Origin of the sequence: Bradyrhizobium sp. 154 (assembly GCF_023073875.1) — a bacterium.
Classification (GTDB): Bacteria; Pseudomonadota; Alphaproteobacteria; order Rhizobiales; family Xanthobacteraceae; genus Bradyrhizobium.
This window is the reverse complement of sequence record NZ_JADPKG010000048.1, coordinates 58,092-79,759: the sequence shown is the minus strand read 5'-3', so window position 1 is coordinate 79,759 and position 21,668 is coordinate 58,092. Positions and strand designations below refer to the sequence as shown.

The following is a 21,668-nucleotide window of genomic DNA, read 5'->3' as shown; positions in this document are numbered from 1 at the left end:
TCCTGCCGTGCTCGTTGTTGGCGGCGTCGGCTATTGGTTAGTTCACATGCACTGAGCGAACACCAGCTCGCACGAAAGGCTCGCCCTCAAGCCGGGCGGGCCTTTTTTGTGGTCTGCGAAGCCTCGCTCAGCAGAAAAAAGGGCCCCGGTTGGGGCCCTAATCTTTCGCGAGCGCTCGACCTGCTAGTTGTAGTCCGAATACTTGAACTGCGGGAGCGCCTTCAGCTGCTCCTTGTTGCCGCTCATGACGGCGTGGTCGGGGACCCAATCGTTCGCGCTGCGGTTAGTCGTATTGGTCGAAGCCGCGCCGGTAGTCGTGTCGCGGGAGGTGGTCGAGGTGCTCGTCGAGCTCGTCCGGACAGGCTCTTCGACGAACTTCAGCTTGTCCATCGAGACGGCGATGTCGTGTTCGCCCATGCCGAGAAAGCCCCCGATGCCGATCACCACGGCGTTGATCTTGCCGCTCTTGTCGACGAGCAGTTCGTTGACGTCGCCGAGCTTCTCGTTGGCCTCGTTGTAGACGTTCAAGCCCATGAGCTTCGAGGCTCGCCAATTGCCCTTGAGCGCCATCTTCGCGTCCACCGGTTGGGCGGTGGCAGCCGGCGCAGCGCGATCAGCCGGTTGAGTGGATTGCGCGAACGCAGCGCCGCCGATCACGGCAGTGCCAAGCAGAGCCACGGCAAGAAAGCTTTTCATCTACTATCTCCTCCACGTGAGAACCGCACCCGTTCAGATGCCGGCCTCAACGCCCGGAACTGCCACTTGTTCCCGAACTCGATCCCACCGGAGCCAGCAACCCAGCGACGTTCGGTGGTCACGATTCGGACGGAAACGCCCCTAGCAATGTCGTCAAGATTGCAGCGCAGACCGCCACGAGGACAATTTTTAGCAGCGTTCTCATGCGCCGTACGTCCTCGTTCGAGCTCTCGATAGACGAAAGTGCACGCCAGACCAGATGCGAGCAAGGCATTGCAGTGATTCCTACTACCATAAGCCCCTCCCAAAAAGCGCATTCTTCAAAGCACGATCTATGAATGCGTGAGCAAAAATGGTGCAAGTTGCGGAAGGTGCCTGCGGCTCGGCCTCTCGCGGCGCCCAAGTGCGGAAGTTCGAGGTGGAGGCCAGCGCGCCAATCCATGATAGTGTCCATGGCGGGTAACGGGGCTCGCCCGCCGGCCTACCGTGCTCAGATGAGGGATGTCGATGGATCTCAGGCGTACGGAGCCTCATCCGAAACTGAGGAACGTCGTTCGCTCCTTCGAAGAACGCCGCGCGACGCTAGGCTCTCACGTGCTGGCATTTCCGCTGACGGCACGTCCGCATCAGATTATCGATATTTACCTGGGCGATCCATTACGTCTTCGCCTCGATGGCGGGCGCCTCGCGACCGCGCCGGAGATGGTCGTCGTCGGGCCCCAGGGCGCGCGCCGGATTCATCTCTATGCTTCGGGTCAGTTACATATCTTCAACATTCTGCTGCAGCCGGCAGCTCTGCACCGGCTGGTCGGAATCGGAATGACATACCTGATCGACGAAGGCGTCCCGGCACGCGACGTGCTCGGAAACCGCGCCGCGCTCCTCCAAGACGCCGTACGATCGGCGCAGGACTTTTCTTCGCGTGTCGCCGCGGCAGAACGATGGTTTGGCGCCATGTTGGAAGGCCGTGCCGCGGAGGATGGAATTGGCGTCACGTCCCGCCGTCTCATGTCCGCCCGGGGTAACATCCGGATCGCCGCATTGGCCTCGCAATCGGGTCTGAGCGCCCGCCAGTTTCAACGTCGCTTCACGATGCAAACGGGCCTTCCCCCAAAATTGTACGCGCGCACGGCGAGATTTGATGCCGCCTTGACGATGCATCGCAATCAGCCGGCCAAGCCGTGGACGCAAATCGTCCACGAGGCCGGCTACTTCGATCAGGCGCACTTCGTCCGGGAATGCTACGCGCTAGTCGGCCTGCCACCCCACCAATTCATCGGCGATTGGGACAACATCCTCTCGCCCGATGGCTGAAAAATACAAGCCATGAAGCCTCAGCCGTGGTTTGCTTGCCAGTAGGCAAACGCGACTCAGGGGTCCCACGATGGCAAGCAACGGCGGCAGGATGGCACGCAATTTGGTGGTTAGTGCCGCGATGATAGGCTTTGCACTGGTGGCTTGCGTTTCAGACGCGTCGGCTCAGCAGCAAGAACGTGCGGGCCGCCCCGGTGAAATCGTGGTGACGTTGCTCGGCACCGGCGGCCCCGAGCCAGGCACGGCGCGCTTTGGGCCGGCCACCTTGATACAAGCCGGTGGACTCAATCTGCTATTCGATGCGGGCCGCGGCGTGACGGTGAGGTTGTATCAGCTCGGGATACCCGCAGGGAAAGGCATCGATGCCGTCTTTCTCACCCACTATCATTCCGACCATGTCGAAGGTCTGCCGGACCTCTGGATGACCGGATACATGTTCGGACCGTTCGGCTTCCGCAGCCGACCATTGCGACTGTTTGGGCCATCGGATGGCACAGGATCGGGCGGAGCGGCGAGAATCGCCAAAGGGCTCACCGAGGCGTTTGCGGACGATGCGCGGATACGAATGGCCGACGAAAAAATCCCGGCCGTCGCCACCCAAATCGACGCGCATGACTTCCAGGCTGATCGGGTCGTGTTCGAGGAGGCCGGCGTCAAGGTGACGGCATTCGCCGTCAATCATGGTGACCTGATCAAGCCGTCAGTGGGATATCGCGTTGATTATGGCGCGAAGTCGGTCACGTTGTCAGGTGACACCAAGTTCGATGAGAATCTCATCAAGTTTGCGACGGGCACGGATCTTCTGATCCATGAGGTTTTTGCCACGTCCGCGAAACTGGCAGAGTTGCCGTACATGAAGCCAGTCGCGGACCATCACACGTCGCCCGAACAGGCCGGCGAGGTGTTTTCCCGGGTCAAACCGAAGCTCGCCGCCTACACACATGTCATACTCCTCGGTGTGAGCCAGGATGTACTCGTGTCGCGGACCAAGGGCACATATGCGGCTCCGTTTCAAGTTGGCGACGACCTTATGCGGTTCGAGATTGGCGACAGCGTCGCCGTCAAGAGATGGAATCCGGAGTTTCGCGGATATTCCGATTAGATGCGCAGGAACTAATCCTTGACGATCCGCTGCTGGCGGTCTGCCGGATGAGCCCGTCACGAGGGACACTTAACAGTAAGCTGCCCTGGCTGCGCGACTACTTTGAGCAGAACCTCAGGTTAGACGGCGCTATTCGTGGGCCAAAAGGGGAGCTGGCGAACATTTGAATTGGTCAGACTTTGGGCAATCTCGTGACTTGAAGCGAACGTGGTAGCGCGAAAAGATCCCCGCATCGTTCGTCAGCTTTTGGGCCATCTGCGAAATTGAGCATCGGCGGACCAAAGTCCGGTCATTACATTAGAGCGGGCCTGATTTGCTCAACCTGAGTTCTTCGCACTTTGACCCGAAGCGGAAGTTCCGCGTTTCGATGCGCAACGTAATCTTTACCATGGGCTCGTCGCAAGCCGGAAGGATCAACTTGGGGGGCGCCGCCGATTGCAAGGATGCATAAGTGATCAGTATGAGCAATGGCATCCCAACCGGCAAAACTTATCTCGGGTTCGCCTTGCTCTGGCAGGTCGTGTTCTTCGTCGCGTGGATCGCTTGTATCGTCTTTTTTGAGGCTGGTTACTTCGCGACCACAATGGTTGTGATCCTGCTCACCGCGTATGGGTTCTTCCGACATGCCAGATCGATTGGCCGTCGCGCAAAGCAAGGCATTCGGCGGCCAACGCCTGAGCTTCGCCGATGGCTCTCGATCACGTCAGGGCGCCGAGACGCAATCAACGGCGGTCCTCGCTATTAAACGGCTGGTTCTGGCCCTGAACGGACGTTGGGTCGCAGCGTGTGCCCTCGTCAGAGTGCGACTGTTTCCTCGACAACATGTTTCAGCGGCGTCCCCTCAGCGGACAGGGTCATTCGCAGTTTGAGCTCGCCACCTTTCACCGCCCCGCTACGCACTAGGTTCTCGATTTCACGCTGCGATGTAACTCCGACATGCTTCAGAAACTTACGGATAGCCATATTGAAGCGGTCTTCATCGAACTCGGCGGTCATGGCTTTTCTCCCTGATCGGCTGGACAAAGTCTAACACATTGGCGATCCCGTGTTTACAGCCCCCCAAGTCCCGGACTAGGGATCAATGATCGGGACGTTCATTCGCCGCTTGCTTCTGGGCATCGTGGCGAGTTCAAGGTTTGACGACACGAGTAAGCCGCCTCGCTTCGCGGCGTCGCTCGTCAGGACGTCGCCGTTGGGCCCTTAGCTGACTTGCAAAGGCGAACCGGCCAGGTCTGCTTTCGAAGGCAGAACGGAGGCGCCTGCCTGGGGGCTGATCGATAATAAATGCACGCGCTAGCGCATCCGGATTTGGTGCCGGCCGTGTTGACGAAGCCGTGACGGCTCGGGCGTGGACCACCCAGTCGCGAAGGGTGAAGCCGGTGTCACACGGTGCTACCGTCCGGTGCTAATTCCCCGGGGAAGTATAAATCCCCCTGCAACGCGTCGATCAGGCGTGTGACAGCCTGCGCGTGGGACGCGGTGTGAAGCTCGAGGATATCGATACGGGCAGAGACCGGGCTCGCTCTATTCCACGTGCCCGATGATGCCATCATGCGCCTGTGTTGCCCGACGGGGCAACGACTTTTTGCCCGACGGGTCAACATCTCTCTGCAAAGTGTCTAAGCCATTGATCCCGCTAAGGGCGCCTACTGCGCATGGGGTTGTTTTTGACATTCTTGTTGCGGGGGCACGAAAGCTCACTCGTCCCGCTACTTCACCACCCGCACGCCCTTGGTTGTAAACCGCTGCGTCCTGACGCCGGGGCGAACCGGGCGCTTCGTGCCGGCGGCCTTGCCGGTGCCGGGGGGCTGGTGCGCGGGGACGAGCTGGTGGGGCTGCGAGCCGATCAAATCGGCGCGGCCCATCTCCTTCAGCGCCTCGCGCAGCACCGGCCAATTGTCGGGGTCGTGGTAGCGCAGAAATGCCTTGTGCAGGCGGCGCTGGCGCAGGCCCTTGATCGCCTCGACCTTGTCGCTGCCGCCGTGGCGGACGCCGCGCAGGGGGTTGACGCCGGTGTGGTACATCGCGGTGGCGGTCGCCATCGGCGAGGGCAGGAAGGTCTGCACTTGATCTGCGCGATAGCGGTTCTTCTTCAGCCAGAGCGCGAGGTTCATCATGTCCTCGTCGGTCGTGCCGGGATGTGCCGCGATGAAATAGGGGATCAAATAGTATTTCTTGCCGGCCTGCTCGGCGGCTTCATCGAACATCCGCTTGAAGCGGTTGTAGGCGCCGATGCCCGGCTTCATCATCTTGTCGAGCGGGCCGCGCTCGGTATGTTCCGGCGCGATCTTCAAATAGCCGCCGACGTGATGGGTGACGAGCTCCTTGATGTATTCGGGGCTCTCCACCGCGAGGTCGTAGCGCACGCCGGAGGCGACCATCACCTTCTTGATACCACGGGTCTCGCGCACCTTGCGATAGAGCCGGATCAGATCGTCATGCGAGGTGTTGAGGTTCGGACATATCTCGGGGAAGACGCAGGACGGCCGCCGGCACGCCGCCTCGACCTTCGGATCCTTGCACGCCATCCGGTACATGTTGGCGGTAGGGCCACCGATGTCGGAGATCACGCCGGTGAAGCCCGGCGTCTTGTCGCGGATCTTCTCGATCTCGCGCAGGATCGAGCCCTCCGAACGGTTCTGGATGATGCGGCCCTCATGCTCGGTGATCGAGCAGAAGGTGCAGCCGCCAAAGCAGCCGCGCATGATCGTCACCGAGAATTTGATCATCTCCCAGGCGGGGATCTTTGCATCACCGTAGGACGGATGCGGCGCGCGCGCGTAAGGCAGGTCGTAGACCGCGTCCATCTCCTCGGTGGTGAGCGGGATCGGCGGCGGGTTCAGCCAGAGATCGCGATCGCCGTGACGCTGCACCAGCGGCCGCGCATTGCCGGGATTGCTCTCCCGATGCAGCACGCGTGAAGCGCGCGCATAGGCCTCGCGGTCCTGCTCGACCTGTTCAAGGGCCGGCAGGCGGATCACCGTGGCGCCGCGTTGGCGCGATGCGCCCTCGTCGGCGGAGTCGAGATCGTCGGCGTGCAGCTCGGTGTAATCCGCAGGGACCTTGCGGAACAGCGCGACGCCCCTGATGTCGTCGAGCTCGCGCGGCGCCTCGCCGGCGGCGAGCCGCTGCGCCACTTCGACGACGGCGCGCTCGGCATTGCCGTAGAGCAGAAGGTCCGCCTTGGCGTCGGCCAGCACCGAGCGGCGCACCTTGTCGGACCAGTAATCGTAATGTGCGATCCGGCGCAGCGAGGCCTCGATGCCGCCGAGCACGATGGGCACGTCCTTGAACGCCTCGCGGCAGCGCTGAGCGTAGACGATGGTGCAGCGGTCCGGCCGCTTGCCGCCTTCGCCGCCGGCCGTATAGGCATCGTCGTGGCGCAGGCGGCGGTCCGCGGTGTAGCGGTTCACCATGGAATCCATGTTGCCGCCGGTGACGCCGAAGAACACGCGCGGCTTGCCCAATGCCCTGAACGGCTCCGCCGAGTGCCAGTCCGGCTGCGCGATGATGCCGACGCGAAAACCTTGCGCCTCGAGCAGCCGGCCGATGATCGCCATGCCGAAGCTCGGATGATCGACATAGGCATCGCCCGTCACCAGCACGATGTCGCAAGCATCCCAGCCGAGCGCATTCATCTCGGCACGGCTCATGGGGAGGAACGGCGCCGGCTTGCGCGGGCGCGCCTGTGCCATCAGGGGCTTTTCGGCGGTGACGATCTGGGTGTCCATACGGATAGGCATAGGGGTCCGGGCGGGTGAATTCAACCAATCGATGCGTGGCCTTTGCCGATGTCTCGCCGATGCAGCTTGGCGGCATCGTCATGACGAGTCGAGCGGGGAGTTCCATCCTCGCGGCCGCGCTGATCGGGTGTCGGCCGCGGGAACCAATCGCCGCTGCGGACATTCTGGTCCAGGGTTCTAACCGGGCCCGTGTCGCGCGCGCCTCCACCATCTCGGCGTTCGTGACGTCGCCTCTGGCGATGGGGGAATTGTGAGCACCGTCATAGAGAACTTGCTGATGCGGAAGCAGAAGCTCGTGGAACAGCTCGAGACAGCGCAGTCGGTCGAAGACCGCGACAGGCTTGAGCACCAGCTCGAACAGATCAACACCGCGCTGGATTTTCTGGACAGGCCGGGACCGGAGGAGGAGCCGTGACGGCGCTCAATCCATCCTCGGCCCCTCCATCTTCATCTTCACCGCCTCTCCTTTCAGCGCCTCTAATTTCAGCGCCTTGGCATAGACCACGCCCGAATTGGTGATGTGCGTCGTCATCAGCGCTTCGAAGGAGGCTTGCTCGCCGCGTGCGAACAGATCGAGCAGTCTGCGATGCTCGTCGAAGGACGAGCGGGTGCGCACGTCGATCGGCGAGGTCAAATTGGTGCGGAGCGCGGCGACGCGGCCGGAGACGAGCTGATAGGATTCGGCGAGGTAGCGGTTGCCGCAATGGGCGAACAGCGCCTCGTGAAAAGCGGCGTCGGCGCGGCCATAGGCGATGTTGTCTCTTGCCGCGATCGCCGGCTCCATCGCGGCGATCGCTGCGCTGATCGCGGCGACAGCACCGTCGCGGTCGTGGCGGAAGGCGAACTCGGCCGCCTTCGGCTCGAGCGCGATGCGGAAGGTGCAGAGCGCATGGATGTCCTCCGCGCTCGGCGTGAACACGAAGCTGCCGACCTGCGGCCGGATCACCACAAGGCCTTGCGCCTGCAGCTGGCCCATCGCCTCGCGCACCGGCGTGCGGCTGACGCCGAAGGAATTTGCCACCATCTCCTCGGAGATGGCGGCGCCGAGCGCGAACTCACCGTCGATAATGGCCTGGCGCAGCCGCTGCATCACCCGCTGCGACAGCGATTTCGGCGTATCGAGCTTCAATGACTTCATGGGCTCGGTCAGATCACCTTGCCGGGATTGAGCAGATGCTCGGGATCGAGCGCGGCCTTCAGGGTGCGCATCAGCGCGATCTCAGGCTCGCTCCTGGCGTGATCCAGCCATTTCTTCTTCAGCGTGCCGATGCCGTGCTCGGCGGAGACGCTGCCGCCCATCTCGCGCACGAGACCATAGATGATCGCGTCCATTTCCTCCTTCGGCTGCTGCGCGACGGAGAGACCCCCGACCCAGGAGACGAGATGCAGGTTGCCGTCGCCGATATGGCCGTAATAGACGCTCTCGCAGCCCTTGATGCCATCAGCGAGTGCGGCCTTGCAGCGCGTCGCGAACTCGTCCATCCGCGCCACCGCCAGTCCGATGTCGTAGGAGATGTGCGGCCCCAGCACGCGGCCGAACTCGGCACAAATGTCGCGCACGCGCCAGAACGCTTGCGTTTGCGCCAGCGATTGCGCCACCGCCGCGTCAGTCAGCAGCCCGCGCTCCATCAGCTCTTCGAGCCAGGTCTGGAAGCGCGGCGCGTCGATACTCTCGTCGGTGCCTTGCGCCTCCACCAGCACGTAGAGGCCGTGGCCAGCTGCGACCGGAGGCTTCACGCCGGCGCGAATCGTGATCACGTCCCAATAGTCCGGCCACATCACCTCGAAGGCCGACAGCAGCGGCCCGAGCCCGCTGCGTGCGGCGCCGAGCAGCGCGATCACCGCGGCATAGTCCTTCAGCGCGCAGAGCGCAGCCATGGTCGAACGCGGTTTTGGAAACAGCCGCAGCACCACGCGGGTGATGATGCCGAGCGTGCCTTCCGAGCCGATGAAGAGATGCTTCAGATCGTACCCGGCGTTGTTCTTCATCAGCTTGTTGAGGGTGGTGATGATGGTGCCGTCGGGCAGCACCACTTCGAGCCCGAGCACCAGCTCGCGCGTCATGCCGTAACGGATCACGCGGTTGCCGCCGGCATTGGTCGAGAGATTGCCGCCGATGGCACAGGAGCCGCGCGAGCCGAGATCGAGCGGAAAGAAGAAGCCGGCCTCATCTGCGGCCTTCTGGATCGTCTCCAGCGGCGTGCCTGCCTTTACCGTCATCGTTGCCGACGCAGGATCGATCTCCTCGATGCCGGTCATGCGCTCGAGCGAGATCGCGACCCAGCCTGTTTCGGGCGATGCGCCGCGGCACAGCCCGGTCAATCCGCCCTGCGGCACGAAGGGAAGCCGCGCCTGCCGGCAGACCAGGATCGCATCGGCAACGCCCTGCGCATCGAGCGGACGGATCACCGCGCGCGGCGTTTGCGGCAGGCTCGCGCTCCAATCGTTGCAATTGCGCGCCGGCACGTCGCTGCCGGTCAGCACCGCGGCCGCGCCGAGCTTGTCGCGCAACGCGCCGAGCAACTGGTCCGGACGCTCAACCGGGTTCGCCATATCCATGCGAGACCTCCTTGGGGCGCCGACGGGCGCGGGTTTGCATTCGCCTTGTATGTAAGGTACAAGGCGAAAATGTAAAGTAAAACAATGCTTCGACAGGCGCTGAAGATCTGATGGATCAGAGGCTTAGTCCGAAGCCGCAGCAGAGGATGATGTTGATGATGGAGGCAATTCGCGGGTTCTGGGTGGCATCAGTGACGCCCCTGGCGACGGACGGCAGCGTGGATTCCACAAAGCTCGCGGCTCATGCCAAGCAACTCTTCAGTAGAGGGATCGACGGTGTCGTGCTGTTCGGCACCACTGGCGAGGGCACCTCGTTCACTGCCGCCGAACGTATCGCGACCATCGAAGCCGTGCTCAAGGCCGGCGTCGCGCCGGAGCGTATCGGCATCGGCGGCGGCTTCCCCGCCATCACCGACGGCATCGCATTGACGCGCGCCGTGCTCGGCCTCGGCCTGCGTCACGTCCTGTTGCTGCCGCCTTACTTCGATCGCAACGTCACCCCTGAAGGCATCGAGGATGCCTTCGCCGCGATCATCGACGGAGTCGGCGACGATCGCCTGCGCGCCTCGCTCTATCACATTCCACAGGTCTCGGGCGTCGCGATCCCGACCAGCGTCGCTGCGAATCTGCGCAAGCGCTACGGCAAGGTGGTTGCGGGCCTGAAGGACTCCAGTGGCGACTTCAAGGAATTCCAGGCGTTCCGCAACGCCGCGCCCGACCTCGCCATCACCGTCGGCAACGAAGCCGACATCGCCCGTGCGATCGCCGCCGGCGGCGCCGGCACCATCTGCGGCATGGCCAATGTCGTGCCGGAGCTGGTCAAGGCCATGGTCGACGGCAAGGATGTCGAAGCGCGCATGCAGGCCGCGATCGACGTCGTGGACAAGACGCCATCTCTGGTCGCGACGCTGAAGGCCATCCTCGCGGCGCAGACGGGCGATGCCAGCTGGCTGCGTGTGCGACCGCCGCTCCGCGCGTTGTCCGACGGCGCCGCGTTCCAGCGGAAGCTCGACGCGTTGATGGCGCCTGCCATCGCCTGAGATCCCACGTAATCGCGGTACACTGCCGCGGTTCGCGTGACGAGACGTTCGGCGAGAAGATCATCGCCGGCATCTGCGACGACCATCGCGATGCGATCCTGGGTTGGCCGGCAAGTTCGCCTCGATGAGCGTCGTGGCGCTGATGCCGTTGTTCTCGGTCACGGCATCGCAAGTTGCGGCGACCGGCGCAGCCCCCGCTCGGGCAGCTCGTTCCAGGCGAGTGACCGCGACGCGAAGGCTAGCCAAGCGCGCGACAATCGTTCAAAAGCCCATGGCCTGTTCTCGTCAAGGTTCACGCCATGAAGCGCCGTACCGTCACTCCCGCCGAGATCCGCCGCGCGTTGCTGTTGCGCGAAGAAATCGCGTTGCTCGATCTCAGATACGAGGCGGCGTTCGCGACTGGTCATCCGCTGTTCGCTGCTAACATGGCTGCCGACCGGATCGCGGTCGAAGCCGAGGTCAGGCTGCCGCGCAAGGACGTGGCGATCGTGCTCTATGACGATGGGGAAGAGCTGGTTGCGACCGGCGCCGAACGTCTGGCCGCGCTCGGCTACAGCAACATCAGCGTGCTCGATGGTGGGCTGAGGGCCTGGCGCAAGGCCGGCTACGAGGTGTTCGAGGACGTCAATTCCTATTCAAAAGCATTTGGCGAGCTGGTCGAGGCGCGCCGCCACACGCCTTCGCTCAGCGCCGACGAGGTGGCAAGACTCATTGCCGAGAAGGCCAACATCGCCATTCTCGACGTTCGCCGCTTCGACGAATATGCGACCATGAACATTCCGGGCTCGGTCAGCGTGCCGGGCGCGGAGCTGGTGCTGCGCGCGGGCAGCGCCGCGCCCGATCCCGCCACCACGATCATCGTCAATTGCGCCGGCCGCACGCGCTCGATCATCGGCACCCAGTCGCTGATCAATGCCGGCGTGCCCAACCAGGTGTGCGCGCTGCGCAACGGCACCATCGGCTGGACGCTGGCGCGGCACAGGCTCGATCACGGCGCCGACAGGCGCGGCGGGCTCGGGCCGTTCGAAGGCGGCCCGGCCAATGCCCGCGACGTCGCCTATCGCGCCGGCGTTCGTCATATCGGCGCGAGCGAGGCGGCGGCGCTTGTCGCGCGGACCGACCGCACGCTCTATCGCTTCGACGTGCGCGATGCCGAGGAATATGCGGCCGGCCACCTTCCCGGCTTCCGCCACTATCCTGGCGGCCAGCTCGTTCAGGAGACCGACATGGCCGCACCGGTGCGTGGGGCGCGCATTCTCCTGACTGACGACAAGGGCGTGCGTGCCGACATGACGGCGTCCTGGCTCGCGCAGATGGGCTGGGAGGTCTATGTGCTCGAAGGCGGCTATGACGGTGCGCTCGAGATCGGCCCGCCGCGCGTATTGCCGAAGCCAGATCCGGCACATCGTTACCGCCGCCCCTATGAAGGCACCGACGTCGCCGAAGGTGCGATGCAGGCCTATCTGAACTGGGAGTATGGCCTGGTCGAGCAGCTCCGCCGGGACGGAACGCACGGGTTTTATGTGATCTGACTCTGTTACCCTTCACCCTCTCGGGATGGCGGAATTGCTGACGCAAGCATGGCGGGCTCCCGCCATCTTCTCAGGCCCTATTGTGCCGCGCACCGTCCGCGGTCTATGAGCTGCGGCAACGTTGCTACTTACGGAGATACAATGCCAGCCCCCGGCCAAAGCCCCGAGCGGAATGCGAAGGCGCTGCTGCTCGAAGGCGTCAATGATAGCGCAGTCGACCTGTTCAAAAGCGCGGGCTTCACAAATGTCGAGCGCCTGACCAAGGCGCTGGACGGCGAGGATCTGCGGCGGGCGCTCAAGGGCGTGTCGCTGCTCGGCATCCGCTCGCGCACCCAGGTCACCGATGAAGTGCTTGGGGCCGCCGACCAGCTTCTCGCGGTCGGCTGCTTCAGCGTCGGCACCAACCAGGTCGATCTGACCGCGGCGCGCAAGCGCGGCATTCCCGTGTTCAACGCGCCGTTCTCCAACACGCGCAGCGTCGCCGAGCTCGTGATCGGCGAGATCGTGATGCTGCTGCGGCGGATCTTTCCGCGCTCGGTGTCGGCGCATGGCGGCGGCTGGGACAAGTCGGCGACCGGCAGCCGCGAGGTGCGCGGCCGCACCCTTGGCATCGTCGGCTACGGCAATATCGGCTCGCAGCTCTCGACGCTCGCCGAGGCCATGGGCATGCGCGTGATCTATTTCGACCGCACCGACAAGCTCCGTCACGGCAACACCGAGCCGGTCGAGAGACTGGAGGAGCTGCTGGCGCAGAGCGACGTCGTCAGCCTGCACGTGCCCGAGACGCCGGAGACCGCCGGCATGATCGGCGAGAAGGAGCTGCGGGCGATGAAATCAGGCTCGTTCCTGATCAACAACAGCCGCGGCACCGTGGTCGATCTCGATGCGCTCGCGCGCGCCTTGCGCGACGGCCATCTCGCCGGCGCGGCCGTCGACGTGTTTCCGGTCGAGCCGTCCTCGAACGCGGATCGCTTCAACAGCCCGATGCAGGGCCTCGAGAACGTCATCCTCACGCCGCATATCGGCGGCTCGACCGAGGAGGCGCAGGAGCGGATCGGCGGTGAGGTTGCGCGCAAGCTGGTCGACTATTTCATCACCGGCTCGACCATGGGCGCGGTGAATTTCCCGGAGGTGCAGCTGCACTTGCGACCCTCTGGCGCGCGCTTCAGCCACGTCCATCGCAACGTACCCGGCATGCTGCGGCGCCTGAACGAAGTCTTTCTCCAACGCGACATCAACATCGCTGCGCAATATCTGGAGACCGCCGGCGATCTCGGCTACGTCGTGCTCGATGCCGACTTGGCCGGTCAGGATTCGGCAGCGCTGCTCCAGCAGATCCGCAGCCTCGAGGGCACGGTAGGCGCGCGGCTGGTGTTCGAGCACTAGCGCATCATTGACGGCCGGCGGTAGGTCGCCTTCAATGCGGCCTCCTGACGGATCGAACGAGAACAGAAAACAGGGGGAAACCATGGCGCAAATGCGTGCGAAGCTCCGTGCGCTGCTCGTAGGGACGGCGGCTGCATTGACTGCGGGTAGCGCCTCGGCGGCGACGCTGACAGACGACGCCGAGACGGTCTGCAACGGTCTTGTTGGCGGCACTGATGCGGTGAAGATCGATTCCGCGACATTGCTGGCGCCGTCGCAACTCGCCGTCGCCGAGCGCGGGCCGACCCCGTCGGGGCGCATCACGCCGGCCAATCCGCGCTTCTGCAAGGTGCTCGGCCACATCGATCCCGCCGACCCAAGGCGCCGCCGATCAAATTCCAGGTCAACCTTCCCGTCGAATGGAACGGGCGCTCGCTGCAATATGGCGGCGGCGGTTTCAACGGCGTGCTGATCACCGGCCTTGCGCTGCCGCCGGCCTATCCCTTCGACAAGCCGTCGCCGCTCGCGCGCGGCTTCGTCACCTATGGCACCGATTCCGGCCACGAGACCAAGCAGGGCGAGCCGCCGCAGCTGTTCGCGCTCAACGACGAAGCGTTCGAGAATTTCGCCCATCGCGCCTACAAGAAGGTGCGCGATGCTGCGGTTGCGCTGATGCAGCGCGCCTACGGCAGGAAGCTGGACAAGATGTACTTCATGGGCTCGTCCGAAGGCGGCCGCGAAGGTCTTACCATGGCGCAGCGTTATCCCGACGATTTCGACGGCATCTTCGCCCGCGTTCCCGTCATCAACTGGGTCGGCTTGCAGCATGCCGGCACCCGCTCGGGCCTCGTGACCATGGGCGAGGGCTGGATCAATCCGGCGCAGGTCAAGCTCGTCGGCGATGCCGTGCGCGCGGCCTGCGACAAGGCCGACGGCTCCGACGATGCGCTGGTGCAGGATCCCGTTTCCTGCAAGGCGGCGTTCAAGGTCGAGACGCTGCGCTGCGCGGCGGGCGAGAGCGGCGATCAGTGCCTCACTGACGCGCAGATCAAGGCCGTCAACACGCTGCACGCGCCCTACAAATTCCCGTTCGCGCTCGCCAATGGTCTCGACGATTATCCGGGCTGGGGCGTCTCCGGCGAGGACACGCCGGCAATCGGCCCGACCGGCGGCTGGGTCGCATGGTGGCTCGGCACCGCGCCGCCCGCGCAGCCGCCTGCGCCCAACAACGGCATCGCCTGGATCTACGGCGCCGGCGGCATCCAATATGTATTCGCGCGCGATCCCAAGCTCGACGTCACCACCTACAAGGTGGAGGAGCACAAGGCGCGGCTGATCGAGGTCTCCACGCTGATGGACTCGACCGATCCCGATCTCAGCCGCTTCCGGGTGCGCGGCGGCCGGCTGATCATGCTCGAGCACATGGCCGACTATGCGCAGAGCCCCTATGCCGGCATCCGCTATTTCGACAGCGTCGAGCGCAAGCTCGGCAAGGCGGAGACCGCGGAGTTCGCGCGGCTCTACACCGCGCCCGGAGTCGACCATGTCGGCTCCGGCGCGCCGGCCAATGTCGACATGCTGAGCGTGCTGGTCGACTGGGTCGAGCAGGGCAAGGCGCCCGGCGATCTCGAAGTCGCCGAGCAGAAGGTCGAAGCGCCGTCGTTCGCGACGCTGCGCGCGATGCCGCTGTGCCGCTGGCCGGCCTGGCCTCATTACAAGTCGGGCCCGGTGACGGAGGCCTCGAGCTTCACCTGCGCGCCGTAAACGCTCAGTCCAAGCCCGCCACTCCGGTGGGTAGGCGTTATCTCGTCGCCATCGCCTGTGCGCCTCCGAGCAATTGCGCATTGAGCCTGCCGCCGGAGAACAACATGTCGTCGAGCGCCTCGTCGATGTCGGCAGACACGACGGAATTGCCACCGTCTCGCGCGAGGCTCCCTTGCGCAAGCCGTCGCATCAATTCCTTGATGAAGGCACAGCTCGTGCCCTCACTGCGGCGGGCCGCTTCTGCGATGATTGCATCGTCGAGCGGCAGCCCCTTGCCGTAGAGCCGGACCAGCTTGCCGCGGCCGGTCTCGTCCGGCAGCGGGACTTCGATGGCCTGATCGATGCGGCCCGGGCGGCCGGCGAGGGCGCCTTCGAGGTCCTCAGGCCGGTTGGTGGTCAGGACGAACAGGATGTCCGCGTCCTCCTTCAGCCCGTCCATCTCGTTGAGCAACTTGTTCAGCATGGATTCTTCGCACGGCCCCATGTCGTCGCGGTCGCGGGCGATGAGATCGACATCCTCGATAACGACCATCGACGGCTGGAGCAGCCGTGCCAGACTCATATAAGCGCCGAGAAGCTCGATTTGCTCGGCGGTGATGATCAGTGTCGTGTGCCCGGGCAAATGAGTTGCCAGATAGCGGATCGTATGGGTCTTGCCGGTGCCCGGCGGTTCGTAAAGCAAGATGCCCTTACGTGTCGACTGGCCGAGCCGGCGCAATTGATCTCGGGTGTTGACGAAAGTCAGAACGTTGCGATTGAGCAGCCGCAGGGTCTGTTCGGGCAGGATCACCTCATCGCGCGCAACCGGCGGCAGCCGATGCACCGTGATGCCGCGCGAGCGGCCGCGATAGTCGGAATCGGCGTCGAGGGACAGGATCTTGCCGCGATAGCTGCGCGCAGCTTGCACGGCCTGCTCCAGCTCGCCAAAACACTGCTGCACGAGTGCCGCGCCCGCGGTGCCTGCCGGCACGAGGATCTCGATCCGAATTCCCGGTTCTCGGCTGTATTCGCGGTGGGCACACAGCAAGACCGCGTAACGAAGGCCATCCTGCTCGCACAGCCAGAGGCCGTTATCGAGACATTTGACCGGGCTCTTCTCGCCGACATCCACGTCGGAATATTGCAGCGGAGCAATCGCGAGCGCATTGCGGCCATCGCGGAGGAGCCGTGAGATCGACAGCGTTTCGTAGCGCTGTTCTTCGTTCAGCCCGAACAGCCGGATCGACTTGCCGAACAGTCCCTCGATCGCTGCCTGGACATCGACCCGCATATGGCCGGGAAACTGGCGGATGGTGGTCACGAGATTGCTACGCGAGACGTTGGCAAAATGCCAGTCAAGCACGTCGCAAGCGTATTCGAACTCCTCTTCCGACTCTTGCGGTGTGTTCACGGTGTCTGCTGCACGAATGCAGTCGCTGCACAGCCAGACCGTGCGGCTCCCGATCCGAACATCGGTCTGTCCCTCAGGCTTGCCGCAGAGTTCGCAGGGGGTCTTAATCTCTTCTAGCGTGATCCTCAGCGGATGTTGGCCGAGCCAGATATATTGCTGAGCCGACTTGAACAGCGCCTCGGCGACCGATTGCGGGTACGGACCGCAAGTGGCCTTCTCCTCCCGCTCGACCCGCGCTATCACCGCGGCCGCTTCACGCTCCGATTTGCCAAAAACCTGGCGGAGCAACCCGATGACAAACTCGTCCGGCGTTTCGTCATCATTGTGAATCACGAGCTGAGCCGGCTCGCGCTCGCCGCGCGCATCCTTCGTCATGAAATGATCCTATTGCAACCAAAACGAGTGAAGAACAAATATGGAACATAAAGGAGGGCGGCCGTCAAGCGCCAACGGGTGCGTCAAATTCCCGATGGAATTTCAATGCGCCATCCCACTCGCCGCCTTCGTGCCGCGTCGGCTTGACGATCGGCACGACCGCGATCGCCATGGCCATGCCGCATCGGCAACCCCTCTTTGACAACGCGGTTGGCCTCGCATTATATATTTCGTATGCGAAATAAGGAAGCCACAGCGAGCCACCATCGCCTGATCTACCTGCTGAGCGTCGCGCAACGCCGGTTGCAGCGCTGGATGGCGGCTCGGCCCGAGAGCGAGGTAACGCCGGCGCAGGCCGGGCTGCTGTTCATTCTCGGCAAGCAGGATGGTGTGCTGATCGGTGAGGCGGGTGCGGCGCTCGATCTTGGCCCGGCCGGCATTTCCGGCCTAGTCGATCGCACGGCAGCCGCCAAACTGATCGAGCGGCGGGCCGATCGCGAGGACGGACGCGCCTGGCGGATCTGGCTGACGCCGAAGGGGCGCAGCGCGCTGGCGCAGGCGAAGGCCAGCGCGGCGGAGGTCAATGCGGCGCTGACGGAAGGATTTACGGCTGCGGAGATCGACATCGTCGCACGCTGGCTGATGTGCATTCAGGACAAGTTTCCAAGAGGAGCAGACGAATGACCGAGCACGTCCGGATCGAGAACAACAGCGGAATTCTTACCCTTACGCTGGCGCGCCCCGACAAGAAGAACGCGCTGACGGACACGATGTACGGCAAGCTCGCCGACAGTATCGAATCCGCCGAGTTCGATCCGTCCGCTCGCGTGATCCTGATCCGCGGCGAGGGCGACATGTTCACTGCCGGCAACGACGTCGGCGAATTTGCCGCGGTTGCAGCGGGCAAGTCGGAAGGCAGCCGCAACGTCGTGCGGTTCATCCAGTCGCTGGCGCGTTGCACCCGGCCGCTGGTTGCGGCGGTGCAGGGCCGCGCCGTCGGCGTCGGCACCACGATGCTGCTGCATTGCGATCTCGTCGTCCTCGCCGACAATGCGCAATTGTCGACGCCCTTCGTCAGCCTCGCGCTGGTGCCGGAAGCGGCCTCCAGCCTGTTGATGCCGGCGCGGATCGGCTACGCCCGAGCTTATGAGATGTTCGCACTTGGCGAGACGGTGCCGGCGCAGGCCGCGCTGGAATGGGGCCTCGCCAACCGGGTGGTGCCGCTCGACACGCTCGATGCCGAGGCGCTTGCGCTCGCGCAGCGCCTGGCCCGCCAGCCGGCCGGTGCGCTCATCGCCACCAAGAAGCTGATGCGCAATGGCGAGGCGCTGGTTGCGCAGATGAACGCGGAGGGCGAGCAGTTCACGCAGCGCCTGCGCACCGCCGAAGCGCGCGAGGCGTTCACTGCCTTTGCAGAGCGCCGACCGCCGGATTTCACCAGGGTTGCGTGAGGGAACGCGGCCTGCCGGAGGCGCAGCGAGTACAACCCAGGTATTCGATTAAAGTCTTAACCAAACCTTGGCATATCGCGGTGCAAGGTGGCTGCTCGTCAAGACTAGGCCCCCGACCATGGCAATGTTTAAGAAATCGGTAAGCTCGCTTCTCCTGACTTTGATGGCCCTGCTGGCCGCCGGCGCGCTGGCCAGCACGGCGATCCAGATGTTCGGGGCCTTCGGCCGCTACAGCGACAGTCTGGAGACCGAACGGCTTGCGAACGCGGACAAGGCGATCTTCCAGGGCGTGCTGTCCTTGCGCAACAATCGCGGCGATGCCCAGAGCGCGCTGCTCGGCGAGGACGATCCGCGTGCCAAGCTCGGCGCCGCCGAAAAGGCAGAGCAGGCCGGCTTTGACGCCATCATCGCCGCGCTCTCCACCGTGGAATTCGCCCGGCGCGACGAGCTCGCAAACACCTTGAAGCAGCGCTGGAGCGAGGCCGCGCCGAAATTCCAGCTGTTCTACGAGGAGGCCAGGCTGCCGCGCGGCGAGCGTAAGGTGGAGCGCACCGCCGCCTGGTACGATTCCGTCACGAGAGTGATCGAGACCGCCAATCTCGCCTCCACGGCGGTGTCGAACCGAGCCTGGATGAACGATCCTTTCATCGCCCGCATGATCCAGGCTCGCCGCCTCGCCTGGCAGGTGCGCGACCGCTATGGCATCCAGTGCTCGACGCTGCGCCCGAACGTCAACAGCTCCAAGCCGCTCGACGAGACCCAGAAGCAGACCGTGGCAAGCTGGAACGGCACCATCACCGCCGGCTGGACCGGCATGGAGGAGCTGCTGGCTGCGCCCGACGTGACGGCGGACCTCGCCAATGCGGCCAAGGAGGCACGGGCCAAGACCGATGGAGTTCTCAAGCAGATCGGCGAGCTGACCAAGAACCTCGACGGCAGCGGTCGCCCCGCGATGCCCGCTTCGGAATGGAACGCGTTATGCCAGTCGCCGTTCGCGTCCATCGTCGCCGTCGCGAACAAGGCCTTCGACCAGTCGATCGCGCGCGCAGAGACGGTCCAGAATAAAGGCCTCACCAACCTCATCGTGCAGTCGTTCGCATTTCTGCTCGCGTTGGCCGTGACCCTGGCCGGCGTGTTCGTGGTGCGCAACCGCCTGATGGGCCCGGTGCGCGCCCTCCTCGACGCCATCGCCCGCATCAGCGCGCGCGACTATGCGACGCCGGTGCCGCAATCCCGGCATCCCGACGAGTTCGGCACCATGGCCGCCGCACTCGAAAGCCTGCGCGAGAGCGCGGCAACCGCGGAACGGCTGGGGCAGGAGCGTGAAGCGCAGCAGGCGTTCCAGCTCGCCCGCTCTGGCACCGTCGATTCCGCCTGCCGCAGCTTCGACGACACCGTGCAGGCTGTTATCCAGAGTGTTGCGGCCTCGACGCGGGAGCTCGATGACACCGCCAGCGGCGTGCGCTCGCTGGTCTCGCAATCGAGCAGCCAGACCGCGGCGGTCTCCTCCGCGGCCGAGCAGGCCACCAACAATCTCGAGACCATCGCAGCGGCGACCGAAGAGCTCTCCGCGTCCGTCGGCGAGATCTCCGCGCAGGTGCAGGCCAGCGCTCGCGAGGCCCGCGAAGCCGTGTCGCAGGCCGCGCAGACCAACGCGACCGTTGAGATCCTCGACCAGACCGCGAGCCGCATCGGCGAGGTCGTGAAGATGATCAACGCCATCGCCGGCCAGACCAACCTTTTGGCATTGAACGCCACGATCGAGGCCGCGCGCGCGGGCGAAGCCGGCCGCGGCTTTGCCGTGGTCGCCGGCGAGGTCAAGAGCCTCGCGGCGCAGACGGCGACCGCGACGGAAGAGATCTCGCGTCAGGTCGAGGAGATCCAGGGCGCGACGGGCCAGGCGGTTGCCGCCATCCGGTCGATCGGCGGCGCCATCAGCGGCATCGACGAGAAGATGACGGCGATTGCCGCGGCCGTCGAGCAGCAGCGCGCGGCCACCACCGAGATCTCGCGCAACTTCCAGCAGGCCGCACAAGGCACCCGCGAGGTCACCGATACCATCGGCAGCGTCGCCAGGCTCAACCGGGAGACCGGCAACGCCGGCACGGTGTTGTCTCACTCCGTCAAGAAGATGTCGGCGGACGCCGATCGTCTCCGCGTCGCGGTCGAGGGCTTTTTGGGAGCGGTGAAGACCGCCTAGTTTCGCTTCATTCCTTGATTCCAACGTCGCGCCTTCGGCATTGCCGCAGGTCGCCGCGGCGGGTACATCTGTGCCGCCTCGCAGCGTGTGCGCGGCGCCAGACGTAAGACACATCAGGGATGGAGAGTTCGATGCCGGTCACCCCACACAAGGCCCAGCGCCCCTATCGCGGCGTGTTCCCGGTCGCGCCCACTATCTTCGACGAGCGCGGCGAGCTCGACCTCGAAGGCCAGCGCCGCTGCATCGATTTCATGATTGACGCCGGCTCGCACGGCATCTGCATCCTCGCCAATTTCTCCGAACAGTTCGTGCTCACCGATGCCGAGCGCGAAACCGTGATGCATACCGTGCTGGAGCATGTCGCCGGACGGGTTCCCGTGATCGTCACCACCACGCATTTCAGCTCGGCCGTCTGCGCGGCGCGCAGCAGGCAGGCCGAGGCGGCCGGCGCCGCCATGGTGATGGTGATGCCGCCCTATCACGGCGCGACCTTCCGCGTCCCCGAGAAGGGCATCGTCGAATTCTTCAAGGTGCTCTCGGGCGCGATCACCATTCCGATCATGATTCAGGATGCGCCGGTTGCCGGCACGCCGCTTTCGGTCGAGCTGCTGGCGCGGCTGTCGCGCGAATTCTCCAACATCCGCTATTTCAAGATCGAGGTGCCCGGCGCTGCCGCAAAGCTGCGCAGCCTGATCGATGCGGGTGGCAAGAACATCGAGGGCCCCTGGGACGGCGAGGAGGCGATCACGCTGCTCGCCGATCTCGATGCCGGCGCCACCGGGGCGATGACCGGCGGCGGCTATCCCGACGGCATTCGCCAGATCATCGATCCCTATTTCGCCGGCAAGCGCGAGGAGGCCAAGGCGGCCTACGAGCGCTGGCTGCCGCTGATTAATTACGAGAACCGCCAATGCGGCCTGATCGCCTGCAAGGTCATGATGCAGGCCGGTGGCGTGATCAGGTCGGACACGGTGCGCCATCCGCTGCAGCCGTTGCATCCGGCGACGCGCGCGGGGCTGCTGGAGCTGGCCAAGGAGCGCGACGCGCTGGCGCTGCGGTGGGGGAAGTAGGGCTCTCCACCGTCGTTGCGAGAAGCGAAGCGACGAAAGTATCCAGACTGTTTCGGCGGAGAAAGTC

The 21,668-nt window shown here is 64.4% G+C and carries 18 protein-coding genes and 1 pseudogene; 12 read left to right on the top strand and 7 right to left on the bottom strand.

The annotated features are described in order from the left end of the window. Positions 1-183: 183 nt before the first annotated feature. The gene (locus tag IVA92_RS12040; RefSeq protein WP_247281510.1) at positions 184-696 is read right to left on the bottom strand and encodes a PRC-barrel domain-containing protein; all 513 of its coding nucleotides are present in this window, start codon (positions 694-696) and stop codon (positions 184-186) included. 501 nt (positions 697-1,197) lie between these two features. Here IVA92_RS12040 and IVA92_RS12035 point away from each other — a divergent pair. Then, a complete protein-coding gene (locus tag IVA92_RS12035; protein ID WP_247281509.1) occupies positions 1,198-2,010 on the top strand; it encodes a helix-turn-helix domain-containing protein in 813 nt (270 codons plus the stop codon). Positions 2,011-2,080: 70 nt separating this feature from the next. Beyond that, positions 2,081-3,112: an MBL fold metallo-hydrolase gene (locus IVA92_RS12030; RefSeq protein WP_247281508.1), complete on the top strand. Its 1,032-nt coding sequence runs from the start codon at positions 2,081-2,083 to the stop codon at positions 3,110-3,112. A gap of 292 nt (positions 3,113-3,404) precedes the next feature. On the opposite strand, the gene IVA92_RS12025 is transcribed toward IVA92_RS12030, so the two are convergent. The 3 genes from IVA92_RS12025 to IVA92_RS12015 all read right to left on the bottom strand — a co-directional run bounded on the left by IVA92_RS12025 (position 3,405) and on the right by IVA92_RS12015 (position 6,843). Next, on the bottom strand, positions 3,405-3,737 hold the full coding sequence (locus IVA92_RS12025; RefSeq protein ID WP_247281507.1) for a hypothetical protein: 333 nt from the start codon (positions 3,735-3,737) through the stop codon (positions 3,405-3,407). A 170-nt stretch (positions 3,738-3,907) separates the two neighbouring features. Further along, a complete protein-coding gene (locus tag IVA92_RS12020; RefSeq protein WP_027547784.1) occupies positions 3,908-4,108 on the bottom strand; it encodes a DUF6494 family protein in 201 nt (66 codons plus the stop codon). Between the two features lie 713 nt (positions 4,109-4,821). Next, a complete protein-coding gene (locus tag IVA92_RS12015; RefSeq protein ID WP_247281530.1) occupies positions 4,822-6,843 on the bottom strand; it encodes a YgiQ family radical SAM protein in 2,022 nt (673 codons plus the stop codon). A 47-nt stretch (positions 6,844-6,890) separates the two neighbouring features. On the opposite strand from IVA92_RS12015, the gene IVA92_RS12010 reads away from it, so the two are divergent. Beyond that, on the top strand, positions 6,891-7,109 hold the full coding sequence (locus IVA92_RS12010) for a hypothetical protein (protein ID WP_247281506.1): 219 nt from the start codon (positions 6,891-6,893) through the stop codon (positions 7,107-7,109). 23 nt (positions 7,110-7,132) lie between these two features. Further along, on the top strand, positions 7,133-7,270 hold the full coding sequence (locus IVA92_RS12005) for a hypothetical protein (protein WP_247281505.1): 138 nt from the start codon (positions 7,133-7,135) through the stop codon (positions 7,268-7,270). Between the two features lie 6 nt (positions 7,271-7,276). Here the strand turns inward: IVA92_RS12005 and IVA92_RS12000 are convergent, their stop codons facing one another. Both IVA92_RS12000 and IVA92_RS11995 read right to left on the bottom strand, forming a co-directional pair. Then, positions 7,277-7,993, bottom strand: coding sequence for a GntR family transcriptional regulator (locus IVA92_RS12000; protein ID WP_247281504.1), 717 nt, complete (start codon positions 7,991-7,993; stop codon positions 7,277-7,279). An 8-nt stretch (positions 7,994-8,001) separates the two neighbouring features. Further along, positions 8,002-9,414 (bottom strand): FAD-binding oxidoreductase, encoded by a 1,413-nt coding sequence (locus tag IVA92_RS11995; protein ID WP_247281503.1) that lies wholly within the window; start codon positions 9,412-9,414, stop codon positions 8,002-8,004. Positions 9,415-9,569: 155 nt separating this feature from the next. Here IVA92_RS11995 and IVA92_RS11990 point away from each other — a divergent pair, with 155 nt between their 5' ends. The 4 genes and pseudogenes from IVA92_RS11990 to IVA92_RS11970 all read left to right on the top strand — a co-directional run bounded on the left by IVA92_RS11990 (position 9,570) and on the right by IVA92_RS11970 (position 15,115). Beyond that, positions 9,570-10,454, top strand: coding sequence for a dihydrodipicolinate synthase family protein (locus IVA92_RS11990; RefSeq protein ID WP_247281502.1), 885 nt, complete (start codon positions 9,570-9,572; stop codon positions 10,452-10,454). A 299-nt stretch (positions 10,455-10,753) separates the two neighbouring features. Beyond that, complete coding sequence (locus IVA92_RS11980; RefSeq protein WP_247281501.1) at positions 10,754-11,986, top strand: rhodanese-like domain-containing protein; 1,233 nt, start codon at positions 10,754-10,756, stop codon at positions 11,984-11,986. A gap of 141 nt (positions 11,987-12,127) precedes the next feature. Next, positions 12,128-13,372 carry a phosphoglycerate dehydrogenase gene (gene serA / locus IVA92_RS11975; protein WP_247281500.1) on the top strand — a complete coding sequence of 415 codons (1,245 nt, stop codon included), beginning with the start codon at positions 12,128-12,130 and terminating at the stop codon, positions 13,370-13,372. 82 nt (positions 13,373-13,454) lie between these two features. Beyond that, a pseudogene (locus IVA92_RS11970) lies at positions 13,455-15,115 on the top strand (tannase/feruloyl esterase family alpha/beta hydrolase). Between the two features lie 37 nt (positions 15,116-15,152). Here the strand turns inward: IVA92_RS11970 and IVA92_RS11965 are convergent. Beyond that, the gene (locus IVA92_RS11965; RefSeq protein WP_247281499.1) at positions 15,153-16,880 is read right to left on the bottom strand and encodes an ATP-dependent Clp protease adaptor ClpS; all 1,728 of its coding nucleotides are present in this window, start codon (positions 16,878-16,880) and stop codon (positions 15,153-15,155) included. A 234-nt stretch (positions 16,881-17,114) separates the two neighbouring features. Here IVA92_RS11965 and IVA92_RS11960 point away from each other — a divergent pair, with 234 nt between their 5' ends. The 4 genes from IVA92_RS11960 to IVA92_RS11945 all read left to right on the top strand — a co-directional run bounded on the left by IVA92_RS11960 (position 17,115) and on the right by IVA92_RS11945 (position 21,601). Then, entirely contained in the window at positions 17,115-17,564 is a 450-nt protein-coding gene (locus tag IVA92_RS11960) for a MarR family winged helix-turn-helix transcriptional regulator (RefSeq protein WP_247281498.1), read from the top strand. Next, on the top strand, positions 17,561-18,331 hold the full coding sequence (locus IVA92_RS11955) for an enoyl-CoA hydratase (RefSeq protein WP_247281497.1): 771 nt from the start codon (positions 17,561-17,563) through the stop codon (positions 18,329-18,331). The genes IVA92_RS11960 and IVA92_RS11955 overlap by 4 nt, the downstream gene beginning before the upstream one ends. A gap of 118 nt (positions 18,332-18,449) precedes the next feature. Then, positions 18,450-20,531, top strand: coding sequence for a methyl-accepting chemotaxis protein (locus IVA92_RS11950; RefSeq protein WP_247281496.1), 2,082 nt, complete (start codon positions 18,450-18,452; stop codon positions 20,529-20,531). Between the two features lie 131 nt (positions 20,532-20,662). After that, complete coding sequence (locus IVA92_RS11945) at positions 20,663-21,601, top strand: dihydrodipicolinate synthase family protein (RefSeq protein WP_247281495.1); 939 nt, start codon at positions 20,663-20,665, stop codon at positions 21,599-21,601. Positions 21,602-21,668 lie beyond the last annotated feature (67 nt).